Genomic DNA, 12,029 nt, shown 5'->3' on the forward strand with positions numbered 1-12,029 from the left:
CGGCGCCGCACGATTCACTCGTGGGCGATCGGCTTGTCGGTGAACAGGTAGTCCTTCAGTTCCTTGTCGAAACAGCCGTCCTTGCGCCGGATCCACTCCAGCACCATCGCCGCGTGCTCCTTCTCCTCGTCCCGGTTGTGCGCCAGGATCGCCTTCAGCTCGGGATCCTGGCAGGCATCGACGCGCTGGTTGTACCAATCCACCGCCTCGAGCTCCTCCATCAGGGAGACGATCGCACGGTGCATGTCGCGCGTCTCGACGCTGAGTTCCTCGATCGGTTCGTGATAGCCCTCATTGGACATTCCGGGTCCTCCTTCTCGCAGATTGACGGGCCGGGCGAGGGGCCCGGACTAAAACGCCTGCTGATGGCTGCCGCCGAGGCGGCGGGCGAAGGCGTCGACCTGATCCCAGTCGGTGAAATCGGTCACCGAACGCGGATCGGTCGGCCCCTTCGTCATCCACATGATGAAACGGATCATCGCACGGTCGAAGCGACCGTAGCGCGGATAGTCGATCTTGCCGCCGAAGATTTCCACCTGCTGCGGCTGCCAGGCAATCTGGCTCAGAAACTTGCGCACGTAGGGGTTGGTGTCCGCCTGGCGCTTGTGCGGCTTGCGGCCGACCGCATTGACCGAGAAAAAGGCGTTCGGTCGCGACGCGAGAATCTCGCCGTGGCGGCGGACGAAGTCGTACACCTCGCGCTTGTGCCGGCCATAGCGGATCGCCGCGCCGAGCACGATCCTGTCCCACTGCTCGAGCGGCCGCGATGGCGTCCCCGCCACCGGCGCGAGTTCGACCTCGTGGCCGAGCCCGACGAGTACGTCACGGAGACGCTCGCAGATCTCCAGCGTGTGGCCGTCCGTCGTCGAATAGAGGATCAGGATGGTCGAAGCCACTCCTCCCGTCTCGCTGGGCATCGCTGTTTCCTGAAGGGTTTCCTCGCCCGCTCCGCCTGCACGGAATCGTCGCGCAACGGGGCGGGGAACGAACGCGATTATACCGCCTGCGACGAATACGCCGTACTGCACATGCCGAGCCACGGTGGACAAGCGGTGGATCCGGGGCTGACGGTTTGTGGACAAGTAGGGGGAACGCGACACGAGCCGAATTTCCTCCAGAAACCGTCCTCCGCCTGCCAACAGCCTGAGCAGCCTTCCGATCAACAAGCCAGACGATTGACTAAAAAAAGAAAAACCGTGTTATCCACAGAAATCGGCGGCACATGATCTTTATAAGCTTTTAAGTACTTAAAAACTGTGTACACCCATAGGAAAAGCCCTGCCGGCTTCCCGGCAGGGCGAATTCCGGATCAGAAGGGCGGATCGTAGGGAACGGCTTCGCCCGCTCCCGCGGTCGCCGGCGTCCCCTGGTCGCCGCCCGCTTGGACGCTGCCTGCGGTCGTCAGCGGCCCGTCACCCGAGGCACCGGCGAGTTCGCCACCCAGCGCCTCGACCACGGCCGGCAGCAGATGGGCGAGTTCGCCGGTCATGAGCGCGAACTCCGCGTCGAACAGCGCTGCGGCGTCCTCGGCGTCGCCCTCGATCTGATCGCGCACCACGTCCAGGAAATCGAGCCGCTTGATCTCGAGCTTTTCGGTGAGCACGAAGCTGACCCGCTCATCGAAGGTCAGCGCCAGCCGGGTCGGCAGCTTGCCCGCCTCGAGGTGGCCCTTGACCTCGTCGCCCTCGAGCGGATGGCGCGCGTAGCGCACGGTCGCCTTGTCCTCGCTGATCGAACGCAGCTCGCAGTCCTGGTCGATGGTGAAACCGCCCGGCGCCTCATCGGCGGCGAGCCAGTCGGCCATCGCCGAGCTCGGCGAGCGCTCGGTACGCAGCAGGGCGAGCGGGAAGCTGTCGAGGGTCTGGCGCAACACCTCGAGCATGTCCTCGGCACGCGCCTGGCTGGTGGCGTCGATCACCAGCCAGCCATTGACCGGGTCGATCCAGGCGAACATGCGGCGGCGGCGGGTGAAGGCGCGCGGCAGCAGCTCCTGGGTGACCTGCTCGCGCAAGTCCTTCATCTGCTTGCGGCCGAGCTTGTAGCCCTGCTGCTCGGCCATCTCCTCGGCGCGCTCCTCGGCCTCCTGCTTCACCACCGCGGCGGGCAGCAGGCGATGCTCGAGGCCGAGCGAGATCAGCCATTGGTCGCCCACCACACGCACCAAGCCTTCCTCTTCGGCGGCGGGCAGCGGCGCCACCCAGCCCCGGCTCTCCATATCCTGGCTGCCGCAGGGGTGGAAGCGCTTCTTCGCCAGCTGTTCGTCGAGCCGCTCGGCGCTCATGTCCCAGTGGGTCGGCAGGCGATAGATCTGCAGGTTCTTGAACCACATCTTTGCTTGTTTCCTCGTTGTGAACGAAAAGGCGCCCGCCACGTGCGCAGCGGGCGCCGACATGGGGCGGGGCTACTGCTCGCGGGTCGATTCGATGATCATGCGAATCACCCGCACGGTGTCCAGGTCGGACTGATGGTAGGCCGAACGAACGATGTCGGCATAGCGCGCATCCTCGCTGCCGCGCGTTTCGGACAGCGTGGTCTCGTAGCGAAAGCGCAGGAAGAGCGCGCCGGGTTGTGGCTCGTCGATGCTGATCGTCAGCCGGCCGCCGGCGTGATCGGCGCTTGGCTCGCTCTCGAACCGGATCCACTCGGCCGCGGCGAAGGTCACCGTGTCGCGCACCCGCGCCTGGCCGAACACCAGTTCGCGCTCGAGCCGGCCTTCGCTGCGGGCGAGGATGCGGCAAGCCTCGAGGCCGGGCAGGAAGGGGCGCGCGTCCTCCGCGCGGCAGAGCAGGCCGAACCACAGCTCGTCGCGGCTGAGCGGGCGCAGTCCGGCGTTGGCGAGATCATTGACCTCGACCAGATGTTCGAATTGCACGGTCTTCTCCCGAAACCAGAGGGCGCCCAGTTTACCCCGCGGCGGACGCGCGCCGGGCTAACATCCGCTCCATGCAGATCGAACGACTCCTCCATTCCCAGGGCTTCGGCACCCGTAAGCAGTGCCGCGCCCTGGTTCGTGCCTGCCTTGTGCGCGTCGCCGGCGAGCCCTGCGACGATCCTTTCGCCGATTTCGACCCCGGCGCCAGTGGTGGCGAGCCCGGCCTCGCATTTGAGGTCGATGGCGTGCAATCGCACTATCGTGAGAAGGCCTACCTGATGCTCCACAAGCCGGCTGGCTACGAGTGCTCGCACAAGCCGAGCTTCCACCCCTCGGTCTTCCGCCTGCTGCCCGACTCGCTCGTCGTGCGCGGCGTGCAGTGTCTCGGGCGGCTCGATCAGGACACCACCGGCCTGATGCTGCTGTCGGACGACGGCCAGTTCATCCACCAGTGGAGCTCGGGCAAGAAGCGCACACCGAAGATCTATGAGATCAAGCTCTGCCACGAAGTCGACCAGGCCTTCGTCCAGACTCTGCTCGACGGCGTGCAGCTGCACGACGAACCGGCGCCGATCGCCGCGTCCGCCTGCGAGCAGACGGCTCCCACCGAACTGCGGATGACGATCCGCGAGGGCAAGTACCACCAGGTGAAGCGGATGATCGGCGCCGCCGGCAACCGGGTGGAGTCGCTGCACCGCTGCCGGATCGGCGGGCTCGTGCTCGATCCGGCGTTAGCACCCGGCGGGTGGCGCTGGCTTGAAGCAGCCGATCTGGCCGCGCTGGCCGATTTCGACTGAGCGCGGTTCGCCAGCACTTTCTCAAACGCAGGAAGCCACGCCGTGGCTTCCTTTTTTTACGTCTTCGACGTGCGGCATCGCAATGCGGGCGGGAGGGATGTGCGGGCGATTCACTGCTTCGGGTTCTTGTTGTTCTGTTTTTCTTTTATTTAAATCATAAAGAAGTAAACAGTGCCCCGAAATCTGTGGATAAGTGGCATTCACCCAGATTTCGCGCCGGCTTCGGCACGGGAGAAAGTCGTTGATAATCGATCGGACTGATGTGCGCGGAATGTCCATCGTTTTCCAGGAATCCCGTACGGGGGCCTTTATGCACAAGCTGTTCCACCCTTTATCCGCCTCTTGTCCACCGATATGAACCCGGAACGACCGAATTCGCCGCGCAGCTGGGAGATCTTCTGCCAGGTTGTGGATAATTTTGGGGATATTGGCGTGTGCTGGCGCCTGGCGCGCGACCTCGCCGCGCGAGGAGGTCGCGAGGTGCGGCTCTGGGTCGACGACTGGAGCGCGTTTTCGCGCCTCTGTCCGGCCGCTGCCGAGGTGGAGGGCGCCCGGCGCCGGTCGGGCGTGGTGCTGCAGGCGGTGGTGGTGCGGCAATGGCCGAGCGCTTTCCCCGAGCTCGACCCGGCCGAGGTCGTGATCGAGGCCTTCGCCTGCGAACTGCCCGAAGTCCACCTGCGCAGGATGGCCGCCTGCGAACCCCGGCCGGTCTGGATCAACCTCGAATACCTGTCGGCCGAGGACTGGGTGGCGGGCTGTCATCGCATGGCCTCGCCCCATCCCCGCCTGCCGCTGGTGAAGCACTTCTTCTTCCCCGGCTTCGATGCCGCTACCGGCGGCCTGCCGCGCGAACCCGGCCTGCTCGCCGCGCGCGACGCCTTCCTCGGCATGCCGGGCGGACGGCGGGCCCGGCTCGCCGCGCTCGGGCTGGCGCCGGTGGCCGACGAAGCGCTGCTGGTGTCGCTGTTCGCCTATGAGCATCCCGGGCTGGCGGGCCTGCTGCAGGCCTGGTCGGATGGCGATCTCGAACTGGTGGTGCTGGTGCCCGAAGGCCGCGTGCTCGGCGATGTGGCGCGCGCGCTGGCGCGACCCGGCCTGGCCGTCGGCGACGCCGTGGTCCGCGGCCGACTGCAGCTGAGGGTGCTGCCCTTCACCGAGCAGGACGCCTACGATCGCCTGCTATGGGCCTGCGACCTTAACTTCGTTCGCGGTGAGGACTCCTTCGTGCGCGCGCAATGGGCGGCGAAGCCCTTCGTCTGGCACATCTACCCGCAGGCGGAAGACGCTCATTTCGACAAGCTCGAGGCCTTCCTCGCGCGCTGCGGCGAAGGGCTGGCGCCGGAGGCGGAAGCGGCGATGCGGCGCTTCTGGCTCGCCTGGAACGGCAGGGGCGAACCGGCCGCGGAATGGCCCGCCTTCGCAGCCGAACTGCCGCGTCTTGCCGCGCACCAGCGCGCCTGGTGCGGGCAGCTCGCGGCGCTGCCCGATCTGGTCTCGCAACTGCTCGAATTCAGTGCCCACATTTCCGGGCGAACGGGTTAAACTCTCGCCTTTTTAGGGACTTGTGGCCGCGCGCCGCAATCCGAACGTTCGGAAAACCGCATGAAAACCGCTCAGGAACTCCGCTCCGGCAACGTCATCATGGTCGGCAACGACCCGCTCGTGGTGCAGAAGGCCGAATACAACAAGTCCGGCCGCAACGCCGCGGTCGTCAAGATGAAGCTCAAGAACCTGCTCACGGGCGCGCCGTCCGAGTCGGTTTACAAGGCCGACGACAAGTTCGAAGTCGTCGTGCTCGAGCGCAAGGAAGTCAGCTTTTCCTACTTCGCCGACCCGATGTACGTGTTCATGGATGCCGACTACGAGCAGTACGAGGTCGAGTCCGAGAACATGACCGACGCGCTGAAGTACCTCGAAGACGGCATGCCGTGCGAAGTCGTGTTCTACAACGGCAAGGCGATCTCGGTGGACCTGCCGACCAGCGTCGTGCGCGAGGTGATCTACACCGAACCCGCGGTCAAGGGCGACACCTCGGGCAAGGTCATGAAGCCGGCCAAGATCTCCACCGGATTCGAGCTGCCGGTGCCCGCCTTCGTCGAGATCGGCGACAAGATCGAGATCGACACCCGCACCGACGAGTACCGCAACCGCGTCAAGTGAGCGCCGTCGCTTGTGCATGAAAAGGGCCCCCGAGCGGGCCCTTTTTCAATTTGTTCCTCGCGTGATGAAACGCGCGCAGTGCAAAGCGGGTCGGAAGGCTTATACCCGCCATTTTCGTGACCTCGATGAGATCTCCAGCGATGAACCTTCCCCGCACTGCCCTGATCGCTCTCGCCAGCGTGTTGCTCGCTGCCTGCTCGCCGGAACAGCCGACGGCGCCACCGTCCGAGCCGCAGACGCAGCTCGAACCCGAGCCGCGGGCGGAAACACCGGCTGTGCTCGGTGAAGCGGCCGCGGATGAAGTGCGGCAGGCGGACGAAGCGCCCAGCCTGCCGGCTCGCGAGGCCGCGAGAGACGCGGCTGCACACACCCTCGAGGCGGTGAAGAAGGCCGCCGAGCAGGGCGAGCTCAGGCTCGAAGCCGCCGCCGAGCGCGCTTCGGTCGGCGCCGAGCGTGCGCTCGACATGGCGGTAGGGGAGGCGGAAGGCCTCGAGTCGGCTGCCGGCAACGGTGCGCGCGATGCGAAGGAAGCCACCGAGGATGCGACGCGGCGCATCGCCGAGGCGGCACAGCGCCTCAAGGAGGCCGGCATCGGTGCGGTCGGCATCATCCGCGGCCGCAATGCGGACGGGGCGGCGGGGGCGGACACCGCGGCGGAGGATGCACAGGCGGAAGACGCACAGGTGGAAGGCGGCGAAGCCCAAGCGGGGGATCCGGTGACGGACGAGTCGGCAGCAAGCGATTTCGCGTCGGCGGTCGGTGATGGCCGCGACCTGCCCTCCAACGACGAGTGAGCCGCCGCTCGTCCGTCATGTCCGATTCCAGCAACAGCATCCGCATCCGCGGCGCGCGTCAGAACAATCTGCGCAATCTCTCGCTCGACCTGCCGCTCAATCGCCTCACGGTGGTCACCGGCGTGTCCGGTTCGGGCAAGTCCTCGCTGGTGTTCGACACCCTCTATGCGGAGGGTCAGCGCCGCTATGTCGAGACCTTCTCGCCGTACGCGCGCCAGTTCCTCGACCGCATGGACAAGCCGCAGGTGGATCGCATCGAGGGCGTACCGCCGGCGATCGCGATCGACCAGACCAACCCGGTGCGCACCTCGCGCTCCACGGTCGGCACCATGACCGAGCTCACCGACCACTTCAAGCTGCTCTACGCACGGGCGGCCCGGCTGCACTGCCGCGGCTGCGGCAAGCCGGTGCGGCGCGATTCGGCCGACAGCATCGCCGCCGAGCTGCGTGCGCGTGCCGCAGCGGCGGGCGATCCGCGCCTGGTGGTGTGCTTCCCGGTCCCGGTGCCGGCGAACTTCAGCGAGGAAGAGGTCACGCGCCTGCTCGACGCGCAGGGTTACACCCGGATCCAGGAGCGTGTCGTCACCGGCGCCGAGGGCCAGGACGTGCTGCAGGTGGTACAGGACCGCTTCCGCGCCTCGAACGCCGAGGACGCCCGGCTCGCGGAGGCGCTCGAGACCGCACTCGCGCGCGGTCACGGGCGCCTGTCGGTGTATGCCGCGGGCGAGGGCGTCGGGTCGTCCGCGTCGCCCGGCGAGGCGGTGTGGCGCTTTTCTACCGGCCTGCACTGTGCCGAGTGCGACATCGCCTACAGCGAGCCTACCCCCGGGCTGTTCTCCTTCAACTCGCCGATCGGCGCCTGCGAGACCTGCCGCGGCTTCGGCCGTGTGATCAATGTCGATTACGGGCTGGTGGTGCCGGACGAGTCGAAGACGCTCGCCGAGGGCGCGGTCAAGCCCTGGCAGACCGAGAGCTACCGCGAATGCCAGCAGGATCTGGCGACGATGGCGAAGAAGTGCGGCGTGGCGATGGACGTGCCGGTCCGCGATCTTCCGCCGGAGCATCGTCAGTGGCTGTTCGAGGGCGATCCGAAGTGGAAGAACTGGGACAGTTCCTGGCCGCGCTACTGGTACGGCGTGCGTCACTTCTTCGAATGGCTCGAGAGCAAGGCCTACAAGATGCACATCCGGGTGCTGCTGTCGCGCTACCGCAGCTACACGGAATGCCCGGCGTGCCACGGCGCGCGGCTGAAGCCGGATGCGCTGTTGTGGCGCCTGCCGGCGGAGCGCACCGCAGGCATCGCGATCCACGAGCTGATGGCGCTGCCGGTCGATCGCATCCGCGAGGCCGTGGCGACGTTGCACGTCCCCGGTCAAGCCGAAAGGATGAGCGACGAGGCCACGGAGCTGGTGCTCGGCGAGATCCGCAGCCGGCTCGCCTACCTTGCCGACGTCGGCCTCGGCTACCTGACGCTGGACCGCCAGTCGCGCACGCTGTCGGGCGGGGAGGTGCAGCGCATCAACCTCACCACCGCGCTCGGCACCTCGCTCGTCAATACCCTGTTCGTACTCGACGAGCCCTCGATCGGCCTGCATCCGCGCGACATCGGCCGCATCCTCGGCGTGATGACGCGGCTGCGCGATGCCGGCAACACCCTGGTGGTGGTGGAGCATGACCCCCAGGTGATGGTCGCCGCCGACGAGCTGCTCGAGATCGGACCCGGCCCGGGCGAGCGCGGCGGCAACATCGTCGCCCGCGGTACCCCGGCCGAGATCGCCGCCAATTCCGATTCGGTGACCGGTCCCTGGCTCGCCGGCAAGAAGCGCATCGATATCGACCGCCCGCCGCGTGCGGTCGATATCGACACGCCGCGCCTCGAACTGGTCGGCGCGCGCCAGCACAACCTGCGCGGCATCGATGTCGCCTTCCCGCTGCAGCGCCTGAGCTGCCTCACCGGCGTTTCCGGCTCGGGGAAATCCACCCTGATCCAGGACGTGCTGTATCCCGCGCTGGCCAAGCATTTCGGCGAGTCCGCCGAGTCGCCGGGGTGCTTCGAGCGTCTCGGAAATGTGGATAAGTTGCGCGGCGTGATCATGGTCGACCAGTCGCCGATCGGCAAGAGTTCGCGTTCCAACCCGGTCAGCTACGTCGGCGCCTGGGACCCGATCCGCGCTCTGTTCGCCGCCCTGCCGGAGGCGAAGCGGCGCGGCTACACTCCCGGCACCTTCAGCTTCAACGCCGGCCAGGGCCGCTGTCCGACCTGCACCGGCTCGGGCTTCGAGCATGTCGAGATGCAGTTCCTGTCCGACGTCTGGCTTCGCTGCCCGGACTGCGACGGCAAGCGCTACCGGCCGGAAGTGCTCGAACTGCAATGGAATGGCCTGTCGGTGGCGGATGTGCTGGCGCTCACGGTGCACGAGGCGCTGGAGATCTTCCGCGAGCATCCGAAGGTCACCGCCGCGCTCGCGCCACTCGCCGACGTCGGCCTCGACTACCTTCGCCTGGGCCAGCCGGTGCCCACCCTGTCGGGCGGTGAGGCGCAGCGGCTCAAGCTCGCCGGCCATCTCGCGCAGGCGGTGCAGAAGAAGGGCGGCCGCGGCGCCCGGCCTGTGGACAATTTTGTAGACAAGGCTGGGGACAATCCTGGGCCCGGCCTGCTGTTCCTGTTCGACGAACCCACCACCGGCCTGCATTTCGAGGACGTGGCCAAGCTGCTCGGCGCCTTCGACAAGCTGCTGCAGGCGGGGCACTCCCTGATCGTCATCGAGCACAACCTCGACGTGATCGCCGCCGCCGACTGGATCATCGACCTCGGCCCCGAGGGCGGCGAAGGCGGCGGCGCGATCGTGATCGAAGGTACGCCGGAGACGGTGCGCGCCCACGACGGGTCCCACACCGGCGCCGCGCTGCGCGACTACGCCGAAGCCCTCGCGCTTAGCAGCGGCGAGCGCCGCGATGCGGCCGGCGACGCGGCGCACGATGTCGCTACCGTGGCAACCGGTCTGGGTAGGGGTGCGGCGCTCGTCGCGGCGGAAGCACGGGTCGAATACCGCCCGGTCGCCGCGCCCGTGATCGAGATCCGCCACGCCCGCGAGCACAACCTCAAGAACGTCAGCCTGAAGATCCCGCGCGATCTGTTCACCGTGATCACCGGCCTGTCCGGCTCGGGCAAGTCCACGCTCGCCTTCGACATCGTGTTCGGCGAGGGCCAGCGCCGCTATCTGGAGTCGCTCAATGCCTACGCCCGCCAGTTCGTGCAGCCCGCGAGCCGGCCCGACGTCGATGGCCTGTTCGGCATCCCGCCCACGGTGGCGATCGAGCAGCGCACCAGCCGCGGCGGGCGCAAGAGCACGGTAGCGACACTGACCGAGATCCACCCCTTCCTGCGCCTGATGTACGTGAAGCTGGGCACACAGTTCTGCCCGGATTGTGATGTGCCGGTGACGCCGCAGAGCTTCGAGGCCATCGTCGCCCAGGTCCAGCGCGAGCTGCGTGGCGCGTCCATCGAAGTCCTCGCGCCGCTGGTGGTCAACCGCAAGGGCCTATATACCGACCTCGCCAAGTGGGCGCGCGGCAAGGGTCATGCGCAGTTGCGCGTCGACGGCGAATACCTGCCCACCAATAAGTGGCCGCGCCTGGACCGCTACAAGGAGCACAACATCGAGCTGCCCACCGGCATGGTGGTGGTGCAGCCGGAGAACGAAGCCACGCTGCGCGAGTTCGTGCGCCAGGCGCTGGAGATCGGCAAGGGCGTGATCAAGGTGCTGGAGATCGGCAAGCTTGGCGCCCAGCCGATCACCTTCTCCACCCTGCGCGCCTGCCCGAATTGCGGCACCGGCTTCCCCGAGCCGGATCCGCGCCTGTTCTCGTACAACGCCAAGCACGGCTGGTGCCCCAAGTGCTACGGCACCGGGCTGAAGACCGCGGCGCGCATCGAGGACCCGGACGCGCTCGACCTCGGCGATGCGGAAGAGCTCATCGTCAGCGACGAGCCCTGCCCCGCCTGCGCGGGTGCGCGCCTGAACCCGGTGGCACGCGCGGTGCGCTTCCGCGAGCTCGGCCTGCACCAGCTCGCCGCCTGGGCGGTGGACAAGGCGGCCGGCTTCTTTGCCGATCTGGCGCTCAACGAGCGCGAGACCGAGATCGCGCGCGACCTCGTCAGCGAGATCCGCGGGCGCCTGGCCTTCCTGCAGCACGTGGGCCTCGGCTACCTCGCGCTCGATCGCGCCGCGCCCACGCTGTCGGGCGGCGAGGCGCAGCGCATCCGCCTGGCGGCCCAGCTCGGCTCCAACCTGCGCGGCGTGTGCTACATCCTCGACGAGCCGACCATCGGCCTGCATCCGCGCGACAACCGCCTGTTGCTCGACACGCTGGAAGCCCTGCGCGACCGCGGCAACACCCTGCTGGTGGTCGAGCACGACGAGGACACCATCCGCCGCGCCGACCACGTCATCGACCTCGGCCCCGGTGCCGGCGTGCGCGGTGGCCGGGTGGTGGCGCAAGGCACCATCGCCGACCTGCTCGCTGCGCCCGAATCCGCCACCGGCAAGTGCTTCCGCCACCCGCTGCAGCACCCGCTGCGGCCGCGCCGCGCGGTGGCCGACGACCACCCCGCGATCCGCATCGAGGGTGCGAACCTGCACAACCTGCACGACATTTCGGTGCGCATCCCGCTCGCCCGCCTGACGGTGGTGACCGGCGTGTCCGGCTCGGGCAAGTCCAGCCTGGCGCGCGACGTGATCCATGCCAACCTGCGCGCCCGCCTCGGCGACCCCGAGGCCACCCGCGCCCGCCGCCGCGGCCAGGCCCAGCCCGACGAGGTCGACCAGCCCCTGGTCGGCTGCAAGGCGATCCACGGCTGGCAGCAGGTCGGCCGCGTGCTGGAGGTCGACCAGACCCCGATCGGCAAGACGCCGCGTTCCTGCCCGGCGACCTACGTCGGCTTCTGGGACGCGATCCGCAAGCTCTTCGCCGACACCTTCGACGCCCGCACACGCGGCTGGAGCGCTTCGCGCTTTTCCTTCAACACCGGCGCCGGGCGTTGCCCGGTGTGTGACGGCGCCGGCCAGACCACCGTCGAGATGAGCTTCCTGCCCGACGTGAAGACGCCCTGCGAGGGCTGCGGCGGCGCGCGTTTCAACCCCGAGACGCTGTCGGTGCGCTGGAAGGACAGGACCGTGGCCGAGGTGCTGGCGATGCCGGTGGACGAGGCGGTGGATTTCTTCTCCGCCCACCCCGCCATCGCCCACCCGCTGCAGCTGCTGCAGGACGTCGGCCTTGGCTACCTGACCCTGGGCCAGCCCAGCCCGACCCTTTCGGGCGGCGAGGCGCAGCGCATCAAGCTGGTGACCGAGCTCGCCAAGGTGCGCCGCCGCCCGGGCGACGCGGAGGACACCGGCGGCGTGC

The 12,029-nt window shown here is 67.9% G+C and carries 10 protein-coding genes; 5 read left to right on the forward strand and 5 right to left on the reverse strand.

Features of this window, described 5'->3' with window-relative positions; translation table 11 throughout:
• Positions 1 to 14: 14 nt before the first annotated feature.
• From BB334_RS13470 to BB334_RS13485, 4 genes are all read right to left on the reverse strand, one after another.
• The gene (locus BB334_RS13470; RefSeq protein WP_068809020.1) at positions 15 to 302 is read right to left on the reverse strand and encodes an encapsulin-associated ferritin-like protein; all 288 of its coding nucleotides are present in this window, start codon (positions 300 to 302) and stop codon (positions 15 to 17) included.
• A gap of 48 nt (positions 303 to 350) precedes the next feature.
• A complete protein-coding gene (gene hemG, locus BB334_RS13475; RefSeq protein WP_068809021.1) occupies positions 351 to 917 on the reverse strand; it encodes a menaquinone-dependent protoporphyrinogen IX dehydrogenase in 567 nt (188 codons plus the stop codon).
• 392 nt (positions 918 to 1,309) lie between these two features.
• Positions 1,310 to 2,329: a recombination-associated protein RdgC gene (locus BB334_RS13480; protein ID WP_068809022.1), complete on the reverse strand. Its 1,020-nt coding sequence runs from the start codon at positions 2,327 to 2,329 to the stop codon at positions 1,310 to 1,312.
• A 72-nt stretch (positions 2,330 to 2,401) separates the two neighbouring features.
• Positions 2,402 to 2,872 (reverse strand): SRPBCC family protein, encoded by a 471-nt coding sequence (locus BB334_RS13485; protein WP_068809023.1) that lies wholly within the window; start codon positions 2,870 to 2,872, stop codon positions 2,402 to 2,404.
• Between the two features lie 71 nt (positions 2,873 to 2,943).
• Here BB334_RS13485 and BB334_RS13490 point away from each other — a divergent pair, with 71 nt between their 5' ends.
• Entirely contained in the window at positions 2,944 to 3,669 is a 726-nt protein-coding gene (locus BB334_RS13490) for a 16S rRNA pseudouridine(516) synthase (RefSeq protein WP_198531257.1), read from the forward strand.
• 21 nt (positions 3,670 to 3,690) lie between these two features.
• Here BB334_RS13490 and BB334_RS18225 read toward each other — a convergent pair whose 3' ends face one another.
• Positions 3,691 to 3,948 carry a hypothetical protein gene (locus BB334_RS18225; protein WP_158014412.1) on the reverse strand — a complete coding sequence of 86 codons (258 nt, stop codon included), beginning with the start codon at positions 3,946 to 3,948 and terminating at the stop codon, positions 3,691 to 3,693.
• Between the two features lie 75 nt (positions 3,949 to 4,023).
• Here BB334_RS18225 and earP point away from each other — a divergent pair, with 75 nt between their 5' ends.
• The 4 genes from earP to uvrA all read left to right on the forward strand — a co-directional run.
• On the forward strand, positions 4,024 to 5,211 hold the full coding sequence (earP, locus tag BB334_RS13495) for an elongation factor P maturation arginine rhamnosyltransferase EarP (protein WP_068809025.1): 1,188 nt from the start codon (positions 4,024 to 4,026) through the stop codon (positions 5,209 to 5,211).
• A 60-nt stretch (positions 5,212 to 5,271) separates the two neighbouring features.
• Entirely contained in the window at positions 5,272 to 5,829 is a 558-nt protein-coding gene (efp, locus tag BB334_RS13500) for an elongation factor P (RefSeq protein WP_068809026.1), read from the forward strand.
• A gap of 140 nt (positions 5,830 to 5,969) precedes the next feature.
• Positions 5,970 to 6,623, forward strand: coding sequence for a hypothetical protein (locus BB334_RS13505; RefSeq protein ID WP_068809027.1), 654 nt, complete (start codon positions 5,970 to 5,972; stop codon positions 6,621 to 6,623).
• A gap of 17 nt (positions 6,624 to 6,640) precedes the next feature.
• A partial coding sequence (gene uvrA / locus BB334_RS13510; protein WP_068809463.1) for an excinuclease ABC subunit UvrA occupies positions 6,641 to 12,029 on the forward strand: 5,389 nt, incomplete at its 3' end.

It is taken from the genome of Thauera phenolivorans, assembly GCF_001696715.1.
GTDB lineage: Bacteria > Pseudomonadota > Gammaproteobacteria > Burkholderiales > Rhodocyclaceae > Thauera > Thauera phenolivorans.

Bases quoted from the DNA above. Each gene is read 5' to 3' on its own strand.
- BB334_RS13505 (WP_068809027.1), top strand. From the start codon at position 5,970: ATGAACCTTCCCCGCACTGCCCTGATCGCTCTCGCCAGCGTGTTGCTC.
- BB334_RS13470 (WP_068809020.1), bottom strand. From the start codon at position 302: ATGTCCAATGAGGGCTATCACGAACCGATCGAGGAACTCAGCGTCGAG.
- earP (WP_068809025.1), top strand. From the start codon at position 4,024: ATGAACCCGGAACGACCGAATTCGCCGCGCAGCTGGGAGATCTTCTGC.
- efp (WP_068809026.1), top strand. From the start codon at position 5,272: ATGAAAACCGCTCAGGAACTCCGCTCCGGCAACGTCATCATGGTCGGC.
- BB334_RS13480 (WP_068809022.1), bottom strand. From the start codon at position 2,329: ATGTGGTTCAAGAACCTGCAGATCTATCGCCTGCCGACCCACTGGGAC.
- BB334_RS13490 (WP_198531257.1), top strand. From the start codon at position 2,944: ATGCAGATCGAACGACTCCTCCATTCCCAGGGCTTCGGCACCCGTAAG.
- BB334_RS18225 (WP_158014412.1), bottom strand. From the start codon at position 3,948: ATGGACATTCCGCGCACATCAGTCCGATCGATTATCAACGACTTTCTC.
- hemG (WP_068809021.1), bottom strand. From the start codon at position 917: ATGCCCAGCGAGACGGGAGGAGTGGCTTCGACCATCCTGATCCTCTAT.